This is a genomic window from Methylocaldum sp. MU1018 (assembly GCF_053646775.1).
Window position 1 is genome coordinate 3,214,590 of record NZ_CM132195.1, and the last position, 24,238, is coordinate 3,238,827.

12 protein-coding genes, 1 tRNA gene and 1 pseudogene are annotated in these 24,238 nt (G+C 61.0%); 4 read left to right on the plus strand and 10 right to left on the minus strand.

The window, feature by feature from the left end:
• Positions 1-19 precede the first annotated feature (19 nt).
• From ACWJKU_RS14715 to ACWJKU_RS14740, 6 genes are read right to left on the minus strand one after another with little or no spacing between them, the layout of a single operon-like run.
• Complete coding sequence (locus ACWJKU_RS14715) at positions 20-5,953, minus strand: amino acid adenylation domain-containing protein (protein WP_454143362.1); 5,934 nt, start codon at positions 5,951-5,953, stop codon at positions 20-22.
• On the minus strand, positions 5,940-7,199 hold the full coding sequence (locus tag ACWJKU_RS14720; protein WP_454143364.1) for a PepSY-associated TM helix domain-containing protein: 1,260 nt from the start codon (positions 7,197-7,199) through the stop codon (positions 5,940-5,942). The genes ACWJKU_RS14715 and ACWJKU_RS14720 overlap by 14 nt, the downstream gene beginning before the upstream one ends.
• A gap of 2 nt (positions 7,200-7,201) precedes the next feature.
• Positions 7,202-16,096, minus strand: coding sequence for an amino acid adenylation domain-containing protein (locus ACWJKU_RS14725; RefSeq protein ID WP_454143366.1), 8,895 nt, complete (start codon positions 16,094-16,096; stop codon positions 7,202-7,204).
• 11 nt (positions 16,097-16,107) lie between these two features.
• Positions 16,108-17,166 carry a cupin-like domain-containing protein gene (locus ACWJKU_RS14730; protein WP_454143368.1) on the minus strand — a complete coding sequence of 353 codons (1,059 nt, stop codon included), beginning with the start codon at positions 17,164-17,166 and terminating at the stop codon, positions 16,108-16,110.
• Positions 17,154-18,047, minus strand: coding sequence for a 4'-phosphopantetheinyl transferase family protein (locus ACWJKU_RS14735; RefSeq protein ID WP_454143370.1), 894 nt, complete (start codon positions 18,045-18,047; stop codon positions 17,154-17,156). Before ACWJKU_RS14735 ends, ACWJKU_RS14730 begins: the two co-directional genes overlap by 13 nt.
• A gap of 57 nt (positions 18,048-18,104) precedes the next feature.
• Positions 18,105-18,353, minus strand: a complete 249-nt coding sequence (locus tag ACWJKU_RS14740; RefSeq protein ID WP_454143372.1) for an MbtH family protein — start codon at positions 18,351-18,353, stop codon at positions 18,105-18,107.
• Positions 18,354-18,530: 177 nt separating this feature from the next.
• On the opposite strand from ACWJKU_RS14740, the pseudogene ACWJKU_RS14745 reads away from it, so the two are divergent.
• Positions 18,531-19,022, plus strand: a pseudogene (locus tag ACWJKU_RS14745) (IS66 family transposase); the annotation flags it as partial.
• Positions 19,023-19,353: 331 nt separating this feature from the next.
• Positions 19,354-19,647: a DUF5131 family protein gene (locus ACWJKU_RS14750; RefSeq protein WP_454143374.1), complete on the plus strand. Its 294-nt coding sequence runs from the start codon at positions 19,354-19,356 to the stop codon at positions 19,645-19,647.
• A 109-nt stretch (positions 19,648-19,756) separates the two neighbouring features.
• On the opposite strand, the gene ACWJKU_RS14755 is transcribed toward ACWJKU_RS14750, so the two are convergent.
• Both ACWJKU_RS14755 and ACWJKU_RS14760 read right to left on the minus strand, forming a co-directional pair.
• A protein-coding gene (locus ACWJKU_RS14755) for an IS3 family transposase (RefSeq protein ID WP_454143376.1) occupies positions 19,757-20,990 on the minus strand; the annotation gives its coding sequence in 2 pieces (ribosomal slippage) (positions 19,757-20,723 and positions 20,722-20,990; 1,236 coding nt in all).
• Positions 20,991-21,364: 374 nt separating this feature from the next.
• Positions 21,365-21,793 (minus strand): hypothetical protein, encoded by a 429-nt coding sequence (locus ACWJKU_RS14760; protein ID WP_454143378.1) that lies wholly within the window; start codon positions 21,791-21,793, stop codon positions 21,365-21,367.
• Between ACWJKU_RS14760 and ACWJKU_RS14765 the strand changes: the two genes are divergently transcribed.
• On the plus strand, positions 21,777-22,100 hold the full coding sequence (locus ACWJKU_RS14765; protein WP_454143379.1) for a hypothetical protein: 324 nt from the start codon (positions 21,777-21,779) through the stop codon (positions 22,098-22,100). The two genes, ACWJKU_RS14760 and ACWJKU_RS14765, sit on opposite strands and share 17 nt — an antisense overlap.
• 42 nt (positions 22,101-22,142) lie before the next feature.
• Positions 22,143-22,988, plus strand: a complete 846-nt coding sequence (locus ACWJKU_RS14770) for a hypothetical protein (protein WP_454143381.1) — start codon at positions 22,143-22,145, stop codon at positions 22,986-22,988.
• On the opposite strand, the gene ACWJKU_RS14775 is transcribed toward ACWJKU_RS14770, so the two are convergent.
• Both ACWJKU_RS14775 and ACWJKU_RS14780 read right to left on the minus strand, forming a co-directional pair.
• Complete coding sequence (locus tag ACWJKU_RS14775; protein ID WP_454143383.1) at positions 22,974-23,912, minus strand: site-specific integrase; 939 nt, start codon at positions 23,910-23,912, stop codon at positions 22,974-22,976. The genes ACWJKU_RS14770 and ACWJKU_RS14775 overlap by 15 nt on opposite strands.
• Before the next feature lie 240 nt (positions 23,913-24,152).
• Positions 24,153-24,229: transfer RNA gene (locus ACWJKU_RS14780), tRNA-Ile, on the minus strand.
• Positions 24,230-24,238: the final 9 nt, after the last annotated feature.

Genomic DNA, 24,238 nt, shown 5'->3' on the forward strand with positions numbered 1-24,238 from the left:
TGCAAATCGCTTATCGGTTTTACTCGGAGCTTAAGAATCGAGTACTCAGAAGATATGAAAAATAGGTACTCAAGAGATCGGCATCTATTCGACAACACGAAATTCCGCTACGGAACAAAAAGCTCAGAGTCTTTTCGCAATCGAATCTCTGTTCGACACGTCTGTACTTAACACCATCCTCCGGCTTGCCATTATCGAAATAAGGTAAAAACGGGTATAAAACATGCGTTGGCGAGCCTAAGACCAACTTGAACATCTCCTTTTTCCATTCACCGTAATCGAGTAATTCCATTGGATATCCAAGGCGGTCGACCAATCGTACAAAATCGCTTATCGGCAAAGGGTTTGGATTAACCAGGTGAAAGGTTTTGCTCAGGGATTCAGTTCGATGCGAGAGATACACGATGGAGCGGACGGCATAATCGACCGGCGTCATGTCGATCCTCTCCATCATGTGGGGCAGTTTGCCCAGTTCGACGCAGGTTTTGAGCAAGCGGCAGTGGAAATCGTCGGTGCTCCACGCTCCCGTGCGGCTGTGCCCGGTCACGGCACCCAACCGGAAGATCATCACCGGGCAGCCACGCATCCCGGCAGTTCTGACCAGTTGTTCAGCCACCCATTTGCTTTGGGCGTAGCCCATGGTCAAAGCCGAGCTCGGCTCGGGCACATCGTCTTCGTCGAATCCTCTTCCGGAAGGGCTTTCAGCCTCTCCGAAAACCGACAGGGTCGAGGTGTAGTAAACCGGTTTCTGCCTGACCGAACAGGCGAGTCTCAGGATCTCCCGGGTGCCCGACACGTTCGCTTGTTTCAGTGCAAAATAGGGCTGGATCAGGTTGGTCAGGGCGCCGTTGTGGTAAATGGCATCGATTCGCCCGGCCAGATCAGCGAAATCCCGTTCCGAAAGGCCGAAACGCGGCTCCGCCAAGTCGCCGCAGATCGGCACAACCCGTGCCCGGTCGATCGAATCGGCCAGACCATACCGGTCCAGATGGCTGAACAGTTTTTTTCCGGCCTCGTCCGTGTTCGAGGCTCGTACCAGGCAGTAAACCGCCGCCGGAGTTTGCTTCTGGATTTCTTCCAGCAGGAACGCCCCGACGAATCCGGTCACTCCGGTCAACAGTACCGCGTTGCAGTCCGCTTCGGCCTGCCGGCCAAAGCGCGGATAAACGGTTTCATCCAGAACGGCTTCGGCGCGCAAATCCGGCAGTCCGCTTCCCGGGATTCCCGGCGCCATCGCGTTTTCGGCGAGAACGGGCTTCGCCGCACACCATCGGGTCGCTTCTCTCAAACAGTCCAGGTATTGCTGTGCCAGGTTTGCGATTGTGGATCGGTAATAGCGGTGTCGGCTGTAACTCCATTCAATGTGCAGGCGTTGATCCAGGATGCGGGCATCGATGCTCAGTTCGCCGGGGCGTTTTCCCCGTGGGTCGAAATCTCTTCCGCCGGATTCCTGGGCTAGGGCGAAAGCCGCCCCCTCCCGCAAGGTCGGGTCGAGCTGGCCGAAATAATTAAAAGTCACCTTGGGTTCGGGATAAGCCGCCAGCCGTCGGGAAATCTCCCCGCTGCCGAGGTAACGTCCTATGCCGTAGGGGAGCCCCCTGTGCGGAATGCGGTGCAACTGCCGTTTCACCGCATCCAGGCATTCGGCAAGCGATGCGCCGGCCGGCAGGCTCAGCAGGACGGGGAAAAGGCAGGTAAACCAGCCCACCGTGCGGGATAGGTCCACGCCTTCGAACCGATCTTCACGGCCGTGGCTTTCCAGGTTGATGAGAACCTGGCGGGGTTCGCTCCCGGAGGTCAAGGTGTACGCCAGGGCTCCGAGCAAAATGTCGCCGATGTCGATTCGTTCGACCGAAGGGATCCCTCGCAGCAATAAACGGGTATTTTCCTCGTCCAGAGACAAGGCCAACGTTTCGCTGGCCTCTTCGGTATCGGCCCCCGTGGGCATGTCCGGTGACACGGGATCGACGTATTCGCGGGGCGCGTGCAGCCAGTAATCCAGTTCCCGCGCCAGGGCCTCGGATCGGGCGTGATCGCGCAGACGTTCGGCCCATTCCTTGAAAGAGGTGGTTTTAGCCGGCAAGGCGACGGTTCGCCCCTCCATGAGCTGTCGGCAGGCAGTGTACAAATCCTCGATCAGGATGCGCCAGGACACACCGTCCACCACCAGGTGATGAATCGTCAATAAGAGACGCGGGTTCTGTCCCTCTCCCAGATCGAACCAAACCACCCTTATCAAGGGGCCGTCTTCCAAATTCAAGCTGCCCTGCCGGCAGTTGCTTTCATCTTCCATCCGGGCTTTCCGATCACCCGCCGCCACGCCGCCCAGATCGACCCGTTCGAACACCGCGTGATCCTCTTGCGGAAGAAAGGTTTGATGCCAGACGCCGTTTTCCTGCCGGAATCGAAGCCTGAGGGCGTCATGATGGGCGACTAGGTATTCGACGGCTTTTCCCACTATCAGAGGTGTCAGTGGTGCGCGTATCTCCAAAAGAACCGACTGGTTCCAATAGTGAGGGTTGACCAGATGCTGTTCGAAGAACCAATACTGGATCGGTGTCAACGGCGCTTCGCCAACGATCGGCCCCTGCTCGCCCTCAATCACATCCGTCCGGCCCAATGCTGGAGCCAATTCGGCGATGGTCTGGCACTGAAACAGAAGGCGCGGATTGAGGCTCATACCGGCCTCGCGGACGCGACTTACCACCTGCATCGCCCGGATGGAATCGCCACCCAGTTCGAAGAAATTGTCATGGATGCCTACCCGTTCCATTCGCAGCACCTCCGCCCAGACGCGGGCCAGCAGCTCTTCGTCCGCTGTGCGCGGCGGCGCATACCGCGCGGTGAAAACGTGTCCGAACTCCGGAGCCGGCAAGGCCACCCGGTCGAGTTTGCCATTTGGGGTCCTCGGCAACGCCTCCAACACTACATAGGCCGCCGGTATCATGTACTCGGGCAGGCCGGCCCTGAGCGCAGCGCGCACCGAGTCGGTGACGACACCGGCATGCTCGCCCGCCTCCGTGCCGTCGCGAAGCACCAGATAGGCCACCAGCCGTTTAGCGCCGAGCGGGTCCTCCCGAGCCAGCACCGCCGCCTCCTTCACCTCGGGATGGGCGAGCAGTCGCGCCTCGATCTCCCCGAGTTCGATCCGGTAGCCGCGGATCTTGACCTGATGGTCGATCCGCCCAAGGAACTCGATCGTGCCGTCCGGACGGTAACGGGCCAGATCTCCGGTGCGGTACAGGCGACCGGAGGCTTGCCGCTTGCGGCTTGAGAGCGAGGCGGGCGAATCGTTGTCCGCCAGCCCTAAGTCGCCCGCCTCAGGCCTAAAAAATGGATCGGGAATGAACTTATCGGCGGTAATATCGGGCCGGTTCAGGTAGCCCCGCGCCAGCTGAACACCGCCGACACAGAGTTCTCCCGGCACCCCTACCGGTACCGGATTCAGGCAGCGGTCCAGCAGATAAACCTGGACTCCGGCGACCGGCCGCCCTATCGGGACCGGCTGTCCGGGTGCGACTTGGGCAATTTCGTGGACGCTGCTCCACACCGTGTTTTCGGTGGGGCCGTATTCGTTGTAAAGCCGCACCGAGGGAAGATGGCGATGGTGCCTGACCGCGAGATCCGGGGGACACACATCCCCGGCCACGATCGCCACGCGCAGGGACGCCAACCGGTCCGCCGGGGCTTGTTCCAGCAGCAGGCCGTACAGCGAGGGCAGGCACAACAAATGGCTCAGTCCTTCTTCGGCTATCCACCCGGCCAAGGCCGCCGGATCGGTGATGCCGTCCTCGGACGGAAGACATAGGCGGCCGCCCTGGCTCAGAGTCCAGAAAATGCCGGCCACCGAACTGTCGAAGGCGAACGACGGCAGCAGCAGAAATCCGTCCACGGATTCCGGATAGTGCCGGAACCGGGCCAGAGTCGAGGCGACGGCGTTGCGATGGCTGACGACCACGCCCTTGGGCCGGCCGGTGGAACCGGACGTATAAATGAGGTAAGCGGCGTTGTCCGGAGCGGCCAAAGACGGCACCGAATCCGCCGGCTGCGCGGCGATGAGCGGCCAGTCGCGGTCCAGGCAGATCGCGTCCGCGCCGGATTCCGGGAGCACCGTGAGCAGCCGCTCCCGGGTTAGCACCAGCGATGCGCCGCAGTCGCTCAGCATGGCGGCAAGGCGCTCGGTCGGATACGCGGGATCGAGAGGTACGTAAGCGCCTCCCGCCTTGAGAATAGCCAGCATCCCGACCAGCAGTTCCGGGGAACGGTCCAAACACAGGCCCACTCGCGTTTCCGGCTCTACGCCCCGGCGCCGCAGTTCGCGCGCCAGCCGGTTGGCGCGCTCGTTCAACTGCCGGTAGCTGAGCCTCCCGCGCTTAGAGATCACCGCTTCGGCATCGGGCTGCCGCTCGGCTTGGGCTTGAAACAGGAGATTCAGGGTTCGGCCGTCCGGAACCGCCGGCTTCGCGGCGTTCCACTCGTCCAACAATTGCCACCGTTCGGCCTCGTCGGGCAGGGGCGGTTCGCCGATGCGGGTTTCCGGCGCGGACGCGAAAATCTCCAGAAGACGCCGGAAGTGGCCTGCCATGCGAACGATCGTGCCTTCCTCGAACAGGTCGGTGCTGTATTCGAACAGAGCTTCCAGGCTTCCGCCCCGTTCCGTTACCAGCAAGCTCAGGTCGAAAATCGAAGTCCCGCTATCGAGCGGCACCCAGGCGACGCTCAGATCCGGCAACTCCAGGTTTTCCATGGGCATGTTCTGCAGAGCGAACATCACCTGGAACAGCGGTGTGCGGCTCGGGTCGCGCACCGGCTGCAGCTCTTCCACCAACCGCTCGAACGGCAGTTCCTGGTAGGTTTGGGCGTCGAGCATCCGGTCCCGTACCTGCCCGAGCAATTCGGCGAAGGTCGGACTTCCCGAGAAATCGGTGCGCAGCACCAGGGTGTTGACGAAAAACCCGACGAGTCCTTCCGTGTCCACTTCGGTGCGGTTGGCCACGGGGGTGCCGATGCTGATGTCGCTCTGGCCGCTGTAGCGGTAAAGCAGAACGCCGAACGCCGCCAGAAGGGTCTGAAACAGGGTGGCGCTCTCCCGGCGGCATAGATCGTAAAGCCCGGCGGTCAGCGCCGCGGACACCGAACAGAGATAATGGGCTCCCCGGTAGCTCCTGACCGCGGGGCGCGGCCGGTCGGTGGGCAGATCCAGGCCGGCGGGGGCGCCGGCAAGCCGCTGCTTCCAATAGCTCAGGTGGCGCTCCAGCCTCTCGCCCTGCAAACGCTTCCGTTGCCAGAGCGCGAAATCGGCGTATTGGATGGGAAGTTCGGGCAGGGAGGCAGGCCGGTTGGCGTCGAACGCTCGATACAGCGTCGAGAATTCACGGATCAGAATGCCCAAAGACCAGCCGTCGGCGGCGATATGGTGCAGCGTCAGGAGCAGCACGTGATCCCGTTCCTCAAAAGCGAGCAGACACAGCCGCAACAAAGGTCCCGTAGAGAGATCGAAGGGGCGCTGCGCTTCCTCCTCGGCCAGACGCCGTACTTCCGACATACGGACCTCGTCGGACAGTCCGCTCAGGTCGATCCGGGGAATCGGACAGCGGAGTTGCGGCAGAACGGTCTGCACCGGCTGGTCTCCCTGCATCGCGAAGGCGGTTCGCAACACTTCGTGGCGCCGTACGATCTCGTCGATGCTGTTTTGCAGCGCCGCGACGTTCAGCCTGCCCTCGAGCCTCAGCGCCGCTGGAAGATGGTAGGCGGCGCCGTGCGGCTCCAGTTGATGGAGGAACCAAAGCCGTTGCTGGGCGAAGGAAAGCGGCGCGCCGCCGCCCGCCGCTCGCCGCGGAATGACGGACATTTTGGAATCAACAGCCCGGCCACCGCGCAACTGTCTTTCCAGCAGTGCCCGCTTGGCCGGCGAAAGCCGGGCGCGCGCGGGGAGCGGATTATCGGCATTCATCGCGAACCTCCTCGGATGTCAAAACGGAAATCGGCCGAGCCTTTGCCCCCTGCCCTCGGTCTACGGAGCGCGCGAACCGGCGGGCCTGCCGCTTTTTAAGCCAATGGATCAGACCGGTGACGTAGAGCGCCAAGGGGACGAATCCGGTGGCGCAAACCAGAATGCGCCCCGGCAGACCCAAGGCTTCGCCGTTGTGCAGGGGCCACATGAGATTGAGGAAGGTTTCGCCGGCGGTGAAGGCGTTCGGGTCCTCGATCTTCAGAATCTTCCCGCTGTACTGGTCGATCCATACCTTGCTGCGGGGCCGGCGGACGTTCGCCTCGCCGTCCTGGCGCTTTTCGACGGCGTAGTAACCGTCGGGGCCGTCGGGGGTGGCGATCCAGCGCAGTTCCGCGCCGGGGAACACCCGGTCGGCGATCGCCACCGCCTGATCGATGGAAATGGGCTCGGCGCCGGGCAAGGGGGTCGATTTCAACGCCGGCGGATTCTTGAACGGCTCGGCGCTCACCGGGGACAGCCACGCGACCACCGGCCTGACCCAATCCCGGTAGGCAAACGAGAAGCCGGTGAAGGCCAGAACCAGCAGCACGAGCGCGGCGTAAACGCCGCAGGTTTTGTGCAGGTCGTAGTTCAGCCGCACGGCGCTGGCGCCGCGCTTGAGGGTGAGGGCTTGCCGCCACTTGCCGCCGCGCGGCCACCAGAGATAAAGCCCGGTCGCGACGGAGACGAAGAGGAAGACGCCGAGAAAACCGACGATCTTGAAGCCGATTCTGCCGGCTTCCGCCGCGCCGAATTTGCCCAGCAGTAAGCTCGCATGCAGTTCGTAGATCATCGTCGTCAGCGTGTCGCCCCAAAATCGGCTGCTCAGCACTTCGGCGGTATAGGGATCGACGTTCACCATGAGAGGTGCGAACAGTTTGTCGGCCGACTCATCCGGCTTCGGGTAAACCGCCCGCAGGGTCGGCTGTCCGGGGCGGGGCATGAACACCAGCCAGGACCCGGAGCGGTTCGGATGGGCCGCCCGTACCGACGCCATGATCTCGTCCAGCGGGCGGTATGGCCCCTGAGTCTGCTCGACGTGCAGCTCGGGATTCAGCAGGCCGTCCAGTTCGAGGTAGAAGACGTTGAGACTGCCGCTCAGTCCCAGCAGCACGAACAGGAAGCCGACCGTCAGCGCCAGATAGAGATGGACGTCGAGCCAGAATTTGCGCAGGCGCGGGGTGACTGTTTTGAACTCGGCCGCCATGATTAGGATAGCTCCTCGATTTCAACATATTGCAGCAGGGACTCGGCCTCGTCGTCGGATAGCGCATCGAGCTTTTCGATCAGCGCTTCCTCGACCAGCAGTGCCAACCGTGCCACGGTGGGCGCCTCGAACAAGCTGCGCAGGGCCAAATCGATCCCGAACACGGCCCGCACCCGCGACAGCACCTGGACAGCCAACAGCGAGTGTCCGCCCAGGTCGAAAAAGTTGTCCGTAATGCCGACCCGCTCGATGCCGAGCACCTCTTTCCAGATATCCGCAAGCCTTTCTTCGGCGGGATTGCGCGGCGGAACGTCATGGTGCTCTCCTAGGCTGCAAGCCTCCGGCTCCGGGAGGGCCTTGCGGTCGATCTTGCCGTTCGGCGTCAGCGGCATGCGCTCCAAGGTCAGGAACAGCGATGGAATCATGTAGCCGGGCAAGGTTCGCTCCAGAAACTCGCGGAGCATTTCGCCGTGCAAGGCAGAGACAGCCGGCTCGACATCCGCTTTCGCGCCGGCCTCGGGTACGACATAGGCCACCAGACGCTGCGCTCTGCTGCGATCCTCTCTCGCCACGACCACGGTCTGTTTCACCAGCGGGTGCTTGAAGAGCTGGGCCTCGATCTCGCTCGGCTCGACCCGGTAACCGCGGATCTTGACCTGATGGTCGATCCGACCCAGGAACTCGATCACGCCGTCGGCGCGATAACGAGCCTGATCCCCGGTCCGGTAGAGCCGCTCGCCGGGCTCGACGGCGAACGGGTTCGGAACGAAACGCTCGGCGGTCAGATCCGGCCGGTTGAGATATCCGCGCCCGACGCCTACGCCCGATACGCACAGTTCCCCGGGAACGCCCGCGGGAACGGGCCGCAGCCAACGGTCCACGATATGGAGCCGCAGGTTGGGAAGCGGCCGTCCGATCGGCATGACGGTTTCGGTCTCCGCCGGCTTGTCGGCGATGAAGTGATAGGCGACGTCGTCCGAGCACTCGGCCGGACCGTAGGCGTTGAGCAACCGCACATGGGGATGGCGATCCATCCAGCGCCGGCAAAGTTCGGGCGGGAAAGTCTCGCCGGTGGGGAGGAGCCAGCGAAGCCGTTTCAGTCGCGACTCCGATTCGGGCACGTCGAGCAGCGCCCGGATCAGGGACGGGACGGCTTCCAGAACGGTCACGCCGCGCGCCGCGATTTCATCGAGCAAACGTCCGGGATCGAGGACGACAGTGTCAGGCAGGATTTCCACCCGAGCACCGCACAACAATCCGGTGAGGAACTGCCACACGGAAATATCGAAACATTGGGACGCGGTCTGAGCAATCACATCCGCAGCGTTGAGATCCATCGCCGGTATCTTGCTGAGCAGGTTGTTCAGCATGCCGCGGTGTTCCACCATCGCCCCCTTGGGCGTTCCGGTGGAGCCGGAGGTGTAAATGACATAGGCGAGCCGCTCCGGGTGCGGCGGCAGCGGTAGCGGCTGGCCGTCCGGGGGTGCTGCATCCAGGTCCGCAAGGCACAGGACTGCCGCTTCAATCTCGAACGCGGGGCCGAAATCGTCGGCGGACGGCGCCCGCTCCGCCAGGGACCGCGCGCGTTCCAGGCAGGCGTTGCCGGCCAGCAGCAGGCCGACGCGACTTTCTCTCAAAATCTGAGCCAGCCGAGCGTCGGGATGGCCGGGGTCGAGCGGAAGATAGGCCCCGCCCGCCTTGAGCACGGCCAGGATCATCGCCAGAAGATCGACGCCGCGATCATCCAGCAGGGCGACCACCACGTCGGAACCGACGCCTCGCGCCGCCAGCGCCTGCGCCAGTCGGTCGGTACGGGCATTCAGTTCGGCGTAAGTCGCCCGCTGCCCGCCGCAGGCGACTGCAACGGCGTCCGGGGCGCGCCTAACCTGAGTTGCGAACCCCAGAGAGAAATCGGAACAGGCCAGCGGAGCCGAGACTGTCCGATGGACATCGTCGACCCAGCGCTGTTCCGCCTCGGTCAGAACCGGCAGGTCGATCAACCGGGCAGCGGGATTGCGGATCATTCCCTCCAGTAGCCGCTTGAAATGCCCCAGCATCCGCTCGATGGCAGCCCTGTCGAAGCGCGCGCGCTGATAGGTGATTTGCAGGTGAAGTTTCGGCCCCGGTATGACGACGACGGTAATCGGATAATTGGTGTGGGTACGATTCTTCTCGTAAGCGATTTTCAGCGCCCGCTTCTTCTCCAGAAGCGCCTGATCGATCGGGGCATTTTCGAACACCAGCAGACTGTCGAACAGCGGCCGGTCATGGGGCAGACCAATCCAAGACTGAATCGTCACCAGCGAGGTGTATTCGTACCGGCGAATATCCAGGTTGTGTTGCAGCAGTTGCTGCAGGAAATCCGCCACCGACAAATCCGGCGCCACCTTTACGCGCAGCGGCAGGCTGTTGATGAACAGTCCGAGGATCTTTTCCACGCCCGGCAATTCCGCCGGTCGCCCGGCCACGGTGACGCCGTAAACCACGTCGTCGCGACCGCTGTAGTGGCTCAGCACCAGAGCCCAGGCCGCCTGGAGAAAGGTGTTGGCGGTAACCCGGCGGCGCTGCGCCAGCGCTGCGAGAGCACGGGTATCGTCCTCGGTGAGGAAGTCGATCGCCTCGTCCATTTCGCCCGCCGCACGCGCATCATCTGCGACCGGACGGTCCACGCTCAAGGGAGTCGGTTCGCTGAATCCGTCCAAATCCCGGCGCCAGAACGCCTCCGCGTTCCGGCCGTTCTGCCGGCCGAGCCAGGCGATATAGTCCCTGAATGGCGGCGTCCGTCGAGCCGGCAACTCCCGTCCCCCGAGCAGGGCTTCGTAATTGGCCAGGAAATGGCTCAGGATCTCCGAGGTGCACCACTCGTCCAGCAAGATGTGATGGTAGCTGCGGACGAACCGGTAGCGAGCCTCCTCGAAGCGGAAAAGCCGGACTCGGAACAGGGGCGCCCGACTGAAATCGAATCCTTCGCGCAGTTCTTCCGCCAGCAGCCGATCCATCTGCTCTCTGCGCTCCTCGTCGGAAAGATCGCGCCAGTCGAAATATTCGAAGGGAACCCGGACTTGGCGGTGGACGATTTGATGAGCTCGTTGCCGGCTTTCCCAGAAAAACGACGTGCGTAGGATCGGATGATGGTCCACCACACCCTGCCAGGCTTGCCGGAACGCTTCGGCATCCACCGGGCTCTCGATTTGGTAGCGATCCTGCATCAGATAAATGCCGGAATCGGGATTGAGCAGACTATGGAACAGCAGCCCCTCCTGCATCGGCGCCAAGGGATAGATGTCCTCGATATCCGGATAAAGGGACAACAATCCGTCGAGTTCGGCCGGATCCAGTTCGGCCAGCGGGAATGCCGGATCCAGTTCGGCCAGCGGGAACGCCGGGCGCAGTCCGGCGTTCGGCCGCTGTTCGCCGTCGCGTTCCTCTTCGCCGGCGCGCTCTGCGGCTTCCGCCAGCTCGGCCACGGTTTGGTACTGAAAGACCATGCGCGGCGTGATCGGCCATCCTGCCCGATGAGCGCGGCTCGCCACCTGGATCGCCCGAATGGAATCCCCGCCCAGTGCGAAAAAGTTGTCGTGGATACCGATCCGCTCGATTCCCAGCAAGTCCGCCCAGATGTTCGCCAGGCATTCCTCGGCGGGGTCGCGCGGTGCCACATATTGGTAGGCGAATTGCTGGCCGAGATCCGGGGCCGGCAGGGCCTTGCGGTCCAGCTTGCCATTGGCCGTCACCGGCAAGCGGTCCAGCCGCATGAACGCTGCCGGGATCATGTACTCGGGCAGGGCTTCCTTGAGAAAGAATTGCAGCGCATCGGCCGGGGACGCCGGCTCCTGGGCGCTGGTCCAATAGGCCACGATTTGCCTTTCGTCGGGATTTTCGCCCCGCACCACCACGGCGGCTTCATTCACGGCCGGATGCTTCAGCAACCGCGCTTCGATTTCCCCAAGTTCGATGCGAAAACCTCGGATTTTCACCTGGTGGTCAATGCGGCCGAGGTATTCGATCGCCCCGTCAGGCCGGTAGCGGGCCAAGTCACCGGTGCGGTAGAGGCGGCCTGAAACCTGAGGTGTCAGACTTGAGGAAGATGCGGACAGATATTTCCCCTCCAGCCTCAAGTCTCCAGCCTCAAGCCTCGCAAAGGGATCGGGTACGAAGCGCTCGGCGGTCAGATCGGGACGGTTGAGATAGCCACGGGCCAGTTGAATGCCACCGATGTAAAGCTCGCCGGCAACCCCTACTGGAACTGGGTTTAAGCGATCGTCCAGCAGGTAAACTTTGGTATTGGCTATGGGGCGGCCGATGGAAACCGTGCGTTCGGCTCGGTTCCGCCCGCAGTCCCATGCGGTTACGTCGATGGCGGCCTCGGTGGGTCCGTAAAGATTGTGAAGCTCGGCGGCGGAGCGTTCGACGAAGCGGTTTTGCAAATCCGCCGTCAGCGCCTCCCCGCTGCAGATGACCCGGCGCAGGGAGGCGCATCGATTAAGGTCCGCCGATTCGAGAAAGGCACCCAGCATGGACGGAACGAAATGCACGGTAGTGACCGAGTGCCGCTCGATCAGATCGACCAGCCGCTCCGGTTCCCGGTGGTCTCCCGGCGCGGCGACGATCAGGCGAGACCCTGCGATGAGGGGCCAGAAGAATTCCCACACCGAAACGTCGAAGGTAAACGGGGTTTTCTGCAACACCGCGTCGGTCGCATCCAGCCCGAAGCGATCTTGCATCCACAACAGGCGGTTCCGCACGGCCTTGTGGGATATCCCCACCCCTTTGGGGCGCCCCGTGGAACCGGAGGTAAACAGCACGTAGGCCAGTATCTCCTCCCCGATGGGCACGTTCGGGTTGTGCTCGGGGATGCCGGCAAAGTTCTCTAGTCCGGCATTCAGGGACAAGACCGTCCCGGCGAAATCCGGAAACGCAGGCACAAACTCGGGCTGGGTCAGGATTAGAGAGACCTTGGCGTCGCTTAACATCGCCGAGAGACGTTCGGCCGGATAGTTGGGATCGAGAGGAAGATAGGCGCCGCCCGCTTTCAGAATACCTAAAAGCCCGATCACCATTTCCAGGGAGCGGCGGGCACAAATCCCGACCGGCGTGTCGGGCGCGATTCCCGCTGCGATCAAAGCGTGGGCCAGACGATTGCTGCAAGCGTTCAATTCGCGGTAGGTAAGCCGTCGGTTTCCGAAAATGACCGCGGTCGCTTCCGGAGTTTTTTCCGCCTGGACTTCGAACAGTCGGCTGAGGGTCGACGTTTGAGCCCGGAAACCGGGGTTCGCGGTCGCATTCCACTCCGCCAGCATCCGCTGGCGTTCGGCTTCCGAGAGCAGTGGAAGATCGCCGAGCGGGGCTCGCGGACCGGCGGCGATGCTCCCTAGCAGGATTTCGAAGTGGTGGGCCAGGCGGGCGATGGTGACCGGTTCGAACAGATCACTGCGGTACTGGAAGGAAAACAGCAGTTCCTCATCGCATTCCGCGGCCATGAGCTTCAAATCGAAATTCTCGACTCGCTTTCGAATCGCCAGGGGGCGTACCGGCCAATCGCTCCAGGCTGAAATCTCGCCGTCCTCTCCAAGGGCAAGCTGTGCGAGTTCATTTCCGATACCAGTCTGCGCCTGCTGCAACACGAACAGAGTTTGATAGACCGGCCAGTGATCGGCGTCACGCTGGACGTTTAGGCGTTCCACCATGAGCGAGAACGGGTAGTCCTGGTGCTCCAGCGCACCGAGCAAAGCCTCGTGCACCTCCGCCAAATAGACGGAAAAGAGCTTGTCGCCGGAGGGATGACTGCGCAACGGAACCGGATTGACGAAGTTGCCCGCAACCGATGCGAAACGGGCCTGGCTGCGTCCGCTGGTCGGAACGCCGACGATCAGATCGGTTTGACGGGTGTAGCGATGGAGCAGGACCTTGTACGCCGCGAGCAATAGGGTGAACAGGGTGACTCCGCTCCGCCCGGCTAGTTCTCGTAGCCGCCCGGTCTCCTCCCGGCTCAGGCGAACCGCGACCGAAGCGCCGCGGTAGTCCGGAACCGCCGGCCGCGGACGGTCGGTGGGCAAAGCGAGGATCGGGAGTTCTCCCGCAAGCTGCTGCCGCCAGTAATCCCAGTCGGCATCGCTGACCGGGCTTTGCAAATAGCTCTGTTGCCAGGCTGCGAAGGCTGCGTAGTTGGAAGCCGATGGAGGCAAGCTCAACTCTGAAGCTTCGCTCCGTTCCGAGTGAATTTTTCTCAACTCGTCGACGAGGATGAGGACCGACCAAAGGTCCAGGGCGATGTGATGAGCGCAAAGCAGAAGAACGGGAGGTTCCGCTGTCCCTTGGCGGTAAAGAACTACCCGCAAGACTGGACCTTGCGCCAGATCGAACGGCTCTCGGACCTGCCGTGCCATGTCGTCTTGAAGTTCGGATTCCGACCAGGCAGAGGCGTCTACGGCAGTAAAGAAGTCGGGCAGGTCGGCCAGCGGCAATACCGACTGAAAGACCTCGTCGCCGTCGTTGCGATAAACCGTGCGCAGCATGTCGTGCCGTTCCGCCAGGCGGTAGAAGGATCGCCGCAATGACTCCGCATCGGTGCCGTTCTCGATGCGCAAGGCCAGATGCAGGTTGTAAACGATGCTGTCCGGTTCCATGTGCTGCATCGTCCACATGGAAAGCTGGGTGGCAGAAAGGCTTGAACAAGGTGAAGCCGGTTCGTCTTCCTCTACGGCCGTCCGGTCTCCGGTCTGGCCAGCCAAGGCTTCAGCCACTTCCACCGCCGACCGGTCGGACAGGAATAGCGTCAACGGGGCCTCGATGCCCAATAATTCGTCCACCGTGTGCTTGAGTTCGACGGCCTTGAGGGAATCGAGGCCCGACGCTCGCAGCGGCGATTCCACGGACACGGCGGATTCCTCGATCTTCAGCAGATGGGCGATCCTGGTCCGGAGGAAACGGGAGATCAGTGCCGCGCGTTGCGGTTGAGGAACGACGGACAAGGCTTCCTGCAGAAGTTGGAGTTGGAATTCCTGCGGCGTCGCCTTGCGTTCGCTCGCCTTCCTCGTCCCACCCGAAGTAGCCGAGCTGTCCTGCCCGGCAAGCTGCGCGCCCCTTTCCTTCGGGTCGTCCGACCGCGCCAACACCGGTAGAGCACCCTCCAGGTACGCTTGCTTACAGGCTTGGCGCCGCAGTTTGCCGCTGGAGGTCTTGGGAACGCCGCCGGGCCGGACCAGAACCAACTCGGCGGCCGTCAATTCACAAATTTCGGCCAGGGCGCTCCGCAAGGATGCGAAAATCGCTTCGTAATCGGCCTTCCGTATGGCTTCGCGGGTCAGTTCCGCGACCACGATCGGCTTTTCCTCGTCCTGACAGGTCACAGAGAATGCGGCGCAGCCTCCGGGACGCAGGACATCCACACTGTCAGTCAGGGCGTGCTCGATGTCCTGCGGGTAATAGTTCCGCCCTCGGATGATGATCAGGTCCTTGATGCGCCCGGTGACGTACAACCGACCGTCGTCGAGTAATCCCAGGTCGCCGGTGCGGAGGTATGAGGTCTGAGGCTGAAGACCGGAGGCTTGAGGAAATGCCTTAGTTCCTTTCTTGTCCGGCCTCAAGTCTCCAGCTTCAAGTCTCGCTCGAAAGGTATTCTCGGATTCCTCGGCGCAGTTCCAGTAACCTTGCGCCACGCTGGGACCCGAGACCCAGATTTCGCCTTCCCGGCCCGGTAGGCACGGTTTTCCCGTATTGGGATCGACAATTTGGACAATATGGCGATCCGCGGGCAAGCCGCAGGAAACGAGGCTTGAGACTGGAGGACTGAGACTTGAGGAATCGTCGAAATCGGCCTTGTCAGGCTTCTCCTCCAGCCTCAAGCCTCCGGTCTCCAGCCCCGTTCCTGTTACAAACAGCGTAGCCTCGGCTAGACCGTAACAAGGAAAGAAACTTTCGCGGCGAAAGCCGCATTCGGCGAAGGCACCGGCGAAGCGCTCCAAAGTCGCAGCGCGCACCGGTTCGGACCCATTAAAGGCCAATGTCCAGGCGCTGAGATCCAGGCCGCGCTTTTGTTCGGCCGTCACCTTGCGAACGCAGAGATCGTAAGCGAAGTTGGGGCCGCCGGAAGTCGCGGCCCGATATTCGGAAATCGCCTTCAGCCAGCGTACCGGCTTCTCCAGAAAGGCCATAGGCGACATCAGGACGGCGGTAGAGCCGACATAAAGCGGCTGGAGAATGTTTCCGATCAAACCCATGTCGTGATACAGGGGCAGCCAGCCGACTACGGTGGAATGCTCCGTGTGCCCGAAGCTTTGCCGGATGGCTTCCTGGTTGGCGAGCAGGTTGCCGTGGCTCACCATCACGCCCTTGGGATCGCCGGTGGAGCCCGAGGTGTATTGCAGGAAGGCGAGGCTTTCCGGCGCGAGTACGGGCGCCCGCCAACGCCCGGCTTCGCCCGAAGCCACGGCATCGGTGGCGAGCCAGTTCGACGCGGCGCACAGCGCGCCTCCGACGAATTCATCCCGGAATTTTGCGACGAGTTCCGCCGTGGTCATGATGACCCCGGGCGCGGCGTCGCGCATCACGGCCTGGAGACGCGGCAGGTGTTGGCGGGTCGGAGGATAAGCCGGTACCGCGATGGCTCCGGCATACAAGCAGCCGAAAAAGGCTTCGATATATTCAAGCCCCGGCGGATACAGCAGCAGCGCTCGCTCCCCGATCATACCCAGGGTCTGAAGCCGAGCGGCAATGGCGCGGGCGCGCCGGTCCAGGTCGGCAAATGTCAGCCGGCCGCTTTCGATTTCGCCGTCGCCGAGGAAGACGTATCCTTTTCCTGCGGCATTCTCGTAGGCTCTGGCACCCAGCAGCTCGACCAGATTGAAACAAGTCGTCCTAACATTTCCCGTCGCTCCGGACTCCTCGAAGTTGCGCATTGCGGCCTCCTTTATGAAACGTAATTCAGATAGGAGCGGTACCAGGGGAGTAGCCGCTCTGCGGAAATGCCAGCGCACAGGCCGCGGGCAATCACCGTGTTGTAGTACACGTTCTTGAGCGGCATCCCTCGTCCCAACGCCAGAATTCCCTGAACGGAGCTGTCGCGGGTATGCCAATCCACGTTGAAGGAGATGGCGCACAAATCCATCGGGAACGGATTTGGATCGCTGCCAAGCGGGCCCCGCAGGGGTGAGTCCCAGGGAGGGGATTCACAGTCGAGACTGCGGACGTGGTGAAGCATTCCCGGGGGCATGTAAAGCAGGTCTCCCGGCTCCACCACGGTGCACTCTCGAACCAGCGCCTCCCGGAAAAGCGGATGGCGCTCGAAGTTGGGGTTTTCGGGGTCCGCTTCGCACCAACGCCACCGATAACGGTAACAGTACGGAAGCTGATCGTGATCCAGCAGGATGAAACGCTTCCGCCCCGCCACCTGGAAGAACAGGTTATGGGTGAGCAGGCAATCGAAATGGAGCGGCGTCAGACTGTGTTTCGGCCCCAGGAAGAACTGGGCGAACTGCAACCAATAAGGGCGGTACCAGCCCGGAAAATAATCGGACGGAAAGCCACGGAGGTCGTTGGCCGCATCGGGTAAGAGGCTGAGTAGCGGTACGTCGTGAAAATGGGGCGGCCGATCCTTGGCTGCCATTTCGTCCGATTCAAGCCGGGATTCGTAGACCTCCAACTGATCCAGATAGTCGCTTAATCTGGCGTCAACCGTCCTCAAACCGGCGACGCCTTCCTCGGCCACCCCCTGCTTGAGCTTGACGAAACGCTGACCGGAGACCCGGCGCAGATGGTCGAATGTCCAGCGAGCGAGTGCCGGACAACGATTCAGAGCGCCGGTGACGACGACGGGGCGGCCTTTCGCCACGTACTCGGAGAAGAAATCGTCGGATGAAAGCTTTTCCCTGCGCTCGATCGAAGGGTGTATCTTGGGCGCGACCGGACTCTCCGGTTGCACGTCTGCTACCGGTCCGGCGACCGGATTCCAGCTCATCAATTCGGCCATATCCCATCCAAACGGTTGCATAAATCCTTCCCTACCAAGCCCGTGTCGGTGCTTTTTCCGACCGGATCGGCCGTATAGGAGAATGCGAGTGGCCTGAATTCAGACGAACGAAAGACGGCTCTATTTGCCGACTGGATCACGGCTAGGCCGCTCCAGTGGCATACCGTGATCCGGACTTGTGCTCCCTCTACGGCCAAAGCTGAAGCGAAACCGTGGATAAGTTCGAGTGGATAAAGCCGCCAACCGGAAGATCGCCCCGAAGCGTTTCGAATACAGACGGAATCCCGGTCTTCAAGCGATCTCAAGGGCACATCGAAGGCATCGAGGGACAGCGACAACCCTTCGCCGCGTCCCTTGAGGTAGGCCTCCTTCCTCGTCCAACCCCGCAGGAATGCCGCAGCCTTTTCATGCATTGGGATTTCGGCGAATTCAGCTTGCTCGTTTGATGAGAAAACGAGCGGTGCCAGTTGTTGCCAGGGGATATCCGTTCTCAAAGGCTCGATATCGATGCCGACCTCCCGATCCCCAGAGATGGCGTAGACCGCCCAATCGCCGGCATGGGAGAGATTGAATCGAAGCCGCTCGGTGAGACGGCCTGTCAGTTCGGGTTTACCGGAAGCTCCGTAGGAAAATCGAATTTCAGCGGGATCGATGTTCAGATATCCGCCGAGCAGCCGGCGGAGAATTCCCCGGGCCGCGACGTATCGAATTTTGTCCCGTTCGAAAACGAACCGGCCGGCCTTCTCGCATTCATCCCGCGAGAGAAGTGCGCCCAGTGTTTCAGCGTTGCCGATATTGGAACTCAACGGTACGCACCAGACATGAACTTCGTCCGGCTGCAGCCGGGAAAAGTCGGCGGTGGGATGCAGAGCCTGGAGCATCCTTGTCTCCTTCTCAGAAAGAATACCCGCCGGGCCGTAGGGCTCGCCGCATGGGCATCACGACGCCCCCTCCTCCGGAGCGGCTTCCCGTCGAGCAGCCCCCTCCATCTGCTTGCGCAGGCTCAAGGGACGCATGTCCGCCCACACGTCCTTGATGTAGTCCAGGCACGCCTGTTTCGGACCGGTCTTTCCTACGGTTCGCCAGCCTTTGGGCACATCCTTGTATTCCGGCCAGATCGAGTACTGCTCCTCATGGTTGACGACCACGTGATAGATCGTCGTGTCTTCCTCTTCATTCCAAGCCATGTTTTTGCCCTCCGAGCGAGTTCAAGCAACCAGGATTCGTATTCGTACCCGAGAGTCTTCACCCCCATACCTGTAATGACGGAAACCTAAAATCGAACCCGTATTCGGTGGCGAAAATTTTTTCTGAACGTTTTGAAGAGGGTGTATCCGGCGGTCTGGATGCCTTGTACCGTTGAAAACTGTGGCGGTCCCTTGAAGCCCTTGGGCGAAGATGTTTCCGAAATCCTGGCGTACGTCCCGGCCCGCCGCGTGATCCGCCACGTCCGCCCCAAGTGTGCCTGCGGCCGGTGCGACCGCATCGTCCAGGCGCCCGCGCCGAGCCGTCCCATTGCCCAAGGCTTGGCGGGAACGGGGCTCCTGGCCCATGTGCTGGTTTCGAAATACGGCGATCATCTGCCGCTGTACCGCCAGTCGGCCATTTACGCCCGCGAAGGCGTGGACCTGTCCCGGTCCACCTTGATCGATTGGGTCGGGGAAGCCGCGGGCCTCCTCCGCCCGTCGGCCTTGGCGATCCGCCGCCATGTGCTCGCCGGTCCGAAGCTGCATGCCGACGATACCCCGGTCCCGGTGCTCGCGCCCGGTCAGGGCCAGACGAAGACCGGTCGGCTGTGGACCTATGTCCGGGACGATCGCCCGGCCGGTGATCTCACGCCGCCCGCAGTGTGGTGGGTTTCGGCTGAGCCACTTTTAGGCCACATTAATCTCGAAAAATATTTCAGAAACCATGAAGCCAACAATGAGCGAATTGAAGGTTTACGAGGCCGTCAAGTCTGGGGAACCGACAATAGACAACAAAGGCCAAGAATGGCGGATTGCCATGAGGAAGGGGGATCGATGGAAAGGCGGGACCATGATTGCTCGGTGCACACGCAGGAGAGCGGAGCACGGCACCGTGAAAAGAGAATACTTACAGGTCAGGGTCATGATTCAAGGGATTCGGTATTACTGCATGGTCCATCACCTTGTATGGATACATCTGGATGACCCAATCCAGGACGGCATGACAATCAACCACAAGAACGGAATCAAAACGGACAACAGACCGGAAAACCTAGAGCTTGCGACATGCTCGGAGCAACACATTCATGCGCTTCGGGTGCGTGGATCAGAACGGGGAAAAGAACGCCATGGCGAAACTGCCGGACACTCAGGTGACGGATATCAGACAGCGGAGGGCGAACGGAGAGAAATTGAAAATCATACGCCGACAATACGTTGGTGTGTCGTCGGTGGCGAATCCGGCCCGAACGCTCGGCCAATGCATCCTGAGTGGGTGCGCTCGTTGCGTGATTAATGCCAGGCAGCAAAAATCCCATTTTTCTTTAAGCAATGGGGAGAATGGGCCGAAACGCAAGCCGAACCCAGTTAAGTGGACCCCTGGTCAAGACAAATTCGAACCGAATTTAAGAGGGTGCCGGATCACTTGCCGCGGAACGGCGCGGCCCCGATTCGATTTGGTTTGATTTTTCGGCGGTTTCCCCGCCGGTGAAGTTGTCCACGATCCTGGCGCCACCGCCGATGGCGGTCCGGTAGACTTGGTCCGGCGTGAGGTAGCCCAGCGACTGATGTTTCCTCTCCGTGTTGTAGAACTCGAAGTAGCATGTCAGCCCCACCAGCAATTCCGGCAGGCCCGCATAACCCCTCAAATACACGTCCTCGTGCTTGACGCTCCGCCAGAGGCGCTCGACGAAGATGTTGTCCAAGGCCCGCCCGCGCCCGTCCATGCTGATGGCGATCCCGTACTCCGTTAACTTCCCCGTGAAAGCTTCCGCGGTAAACTGGCAGCCCTGGTCGCTGTTGAAGATCTCGGGGGCGCCATAAACCCGGAGCGCCTGTTCCAGGCAGTCCACGCAGAAGCCGCTGTCCAGCGTGTTCGAGACCCGCCAGGCCAGCACCTTGCGCGAGTACCAGTCGATCACCGCCACCAGATACACGAACCCACGGGGAAGGCGCACGTACGTGATGTCCGCGCTCCAGACCTGGTCCGGACGGTCGATCTCCACGCCCCGCAACAGGTAGGGATACACCGGGTGTCGGGGATGCGGACGGCTGCTATTGGGCCCGGGCGCCATCCCCGCCAGCCCCAACGTCCTCATCAGCCGCTGGACGCGCTTGCGGTTGACCCGGTATCCCAGATCACGCAGGTAGATCGTCATCCGGCGGCTGCCGTAGAAGGGATGCCGGGTGTATTCCGCGTCGATCAGCGCCAGCAGTTCCAGGTCCTCCGAATCGGGCTCCACCTCGCGGCGGGGCGCATAAAGGATCGAGCGGGAGACGCCCGCCAGGGCGCACTGGCGGCTCGGCGCCAAGGGTCCCTCCCGGTCGATCCAGCCCTCGCGCTCCCTTAACGGCTGATCCCGGACTTTTTTTGAGCCAGTCCAGTTCCATCTTCAGCCTCCCGATTTCGGAATACAGCCGCTCGGGACTCGCCGACTCGTCCACCGGTTTCGGGCCGCGTTTGGTCTCGAACAGGCTCCCCGCCTGTTCCTGTAACGCCTTCTTCCACAGTCCGACCTGGGTCGGATGCACCCCGAATTCCTGGGCAATTTGGTTGATCGTCTTCACCTCCCGGATGGCTTCCAAGGCTACTTTCGCCTTGAATTCCCCGCTGAATATCTTGCGTTTCTTCTCGCTCACTACGGACTCCAGTTTCTCCTCCGTCACCATCTTAAATGACTGTCCCGAAAACGGGGTCCACTATAGCTTGTCGAAATATCCGTGATTCTGCCGGCGGCAATCTTACGTAACGCATCTTCTACAAGTTCTTCGTTAGCGCTAGGGTAGTAGTCTTTGGTCGCACCATTCGCTGCGAGACATGGAGTGAGCGAGCGAGTCGAGTAGTCCCCGGAAGCCCGAGCGCCGGGTGTGAGACCGAAGGTCGACGCGATAGCGGCGGTCGTAGGTCTCACACAAGGCATCGCGACCGAGCGTCGAGTCATCTGCGAGCGGTGTCCGGACCCCTTGTTGGGTCCGGACCAGACGAGCGGGGACGGCCGGGGCGCCGAAGGCAATCACTCGTCGCCAATTTTTTGCTCCTTTTGGTGACTCGGAAGTCCCAAAAGGTTTCGCAAAAAATGGCGACGCAATCGCGTCTTTTCGCGGACACGGGCAGGCTGAATAACCACCTGTAATGGAGTGCTCCGATATTGGAATTTGATTTCTAGCAAATCGAGAAAGCCTCGCTTCTTTCGTTCTCTGTCCATAGCTAGGCGCGATACCGAATAGCGCGGCACGCTGTCCCAAAGGTCGAACGTATTAGACAGTCGGTCACGCTCGTCCTTGCCGTTGCACAAAAACGAGCAAAACAAATCGAGTTGCTGACCATGAAAATCAGCCTTGGCTGGCGGAATAACGGGCGTCTCGCACGGGTGACAAGACGACGTCAAATCACTCCCCGAATAATCGGGATATACCAAATCCGGCATGATTGATGATTCCATCGCGTCGGATTCCGATTTGAACCTGGCCTATTCCCTACTCCTCTACTCCGTGATCGACGATGGACGCAACGACATCAGCCGTGAACAATACCCGTCGCCCGATCTTTCGTCGGCCAGGGCGCAGCTTTTGCGCGAGCGGCGAGTTGCCTCGAAGCGTAAACCTCAATCCATCTGGGGTTCGTTGGAGTATTTCGGCGACCTGGCTAATGTTCAGCAGCACACCGTATTTTTCGGTCAGTCGGGCGGTAGTGTTCACTTGAGTCTCCGTGTTAGTTGGTGTCTTGAAGAGTACGGAGAAGTTGGGTAGATTTGCGCCTAATTAGTTAGACGATTGTTGACATTCTGAGCTATGACGATCAGGGCGTACGATCCACTCACAGGCCAATTAGGGCGATGGGCACCGCCCGATAAAACAACGTCCAAACGGATCAAAGCAAAATTTGCAAGCAATCCGGCAGACGAATACCGTTGGCGTTTTTGCGAGCTCTGCTGGCGACAAACCGAATACGTAGTAGCACTCGAAGCTATCAAATACTACGAGCGACTAAGTGGCGATGCCGTAAAAGAAGTAGTCCTGACTGAGAAGCACAGGGCGGAGGCGCGACGTGAGGCGGAAGTTCTCACGGACCGGTATCGTCGTGCACTTGCCGGCGAATTTGGCCCTTATGAACCAGGCAATATGCTGCTAGCGTACTGCGATATACCGGAGATGCGGGGGAACTTCTCAGATGAGAGCTTTTTCGACCAGGTGGAGCGCCGAGCGCTACGCACCGTATGGAAACGCAAAGCCAACGTCGTTAGCAAAATCTCCCTGCCCGGCGATACGGAGAAATCAATCAGGCCGAGCCGGCTTTACTGCGAACACCACAACCCTCGACGAGGTGACGAAGCACGGCGCAACTACCAGAGGGACAGAAAACACAAAGAAGTGTTTGAGGCGTTAATACGGAGAGTATGGAGCAAATACTACGTGCACCGCTTGCCCTCGTGGGATATCGAATCCCATGTTGCCGCACGCCGGCACGCCTATCGTTTGCTCTATAGGGTGTTGCGCCAGACGACAATTCGCCGCATCGAAAGGATGATGCGCACCGGGATAACTAACCAGACGGAAATTGCGCGTCGGCTTGGCATAAGTCGCCAAGCAGTATCGGTTGCACTTAAACGCCGCGTAGCGCCGTCATCGGCGGGTTAAACGTTCCAATTTCTCCACCAAATCCTCAGCGCGCAGGTGTGTGTAGCGCTTGAGCATTTGCATGGATTTGTGACCGCTGATTGCAGCGACCTCCTGATCGCTCAAGCCGGCCTCCACAAAGCGGCTCACCGCTTCGTGTCGCAGGTCGTGGAAGCGGAAGTCTTCTAGGCCCAGTTCCTTTTTCAGCCGAGTCCATACCGCATTGAACTGGTATGGGCTCCGGTGGCCGTCCTTCCCCGGTTCGCCAAAGAAGATCAAATCCGTTTCGATAGGGCGGATCGGATTATTCAACGCCTGCCGGAACAACTCAGTCGCGCCGAGGGTCAGCGGCACGGTACGTGGCGTCGTGTTCTTCGTTTCCAGCAGCCGCACGATCCGTCGCTCAAGGTCGACCTGATTGCGGCGCAACGTCAGTATTTCCGACGACCGCATGCCGGTTTCGAGGGCGATGCCCACAATCCATCGCAGCATCGGGTTCGAGTGGTCGGCCACGGCCTCCAACAGCCGCTTTTCCTTGTCGGCGGATAACCGGCGATTGCGCCCCGGTCCTGGCGCCGGACGCCGGATATTGAGCACCGGGTTATAGGTCAGCCCCAAACCCCATTCCTTGATGGCTACGGTGAACATATGGCCCAAAAGGGCGAGTTCCAGCCGCACGGTATTGTTGCTTCGCGGGATGCGCTCGCCGTTGTCGCCAAAGTCGCCGGCAAGGCGATTGTCGCGGTGCTGAGCAACAATTTCGGGCGTCAGAGCGATCAGAGAGTACTTACCAAGTTTCTCGATCAGAATGGCCGCTCTTCGGCGCTCTGCGGCTTGCGTTGACGGCCGCTTGGTTGGGGTCACCTCGGACAGGTATCGTTGCAGGGCGGCCTGCACCGTCATGCGCTCGGCGGGGGCGCGTTGGATATGGATGCCGAGCACCATTTCATCCTCGGTACGCCGCGCCCAGTCTTCGGCATCTCGCTTGGTGCGGAAGGTCTTGGCCGTCGTCGGCCAACTGGATTTTCGAATGACGGCTTTCCAGGTGCCCGAAGGGGTTTTAACGATGGTTGCCATAAGTCTCTCGGTACGGTGTCTCGTACTGCGCACTGTACCGAAATTGTACCTTAGCAACAATCGCGGGAAATAAAAAAGGCCTGCATCGCTGCAAGCCTTTGTTTTACTTGGTGGGCCCTCAAGGACTTGAACCTTGGACCAAGGGATTATGAGTCCCCTGCTCTAACCAACTGAGCTAAGGGCCCGGAAACTGG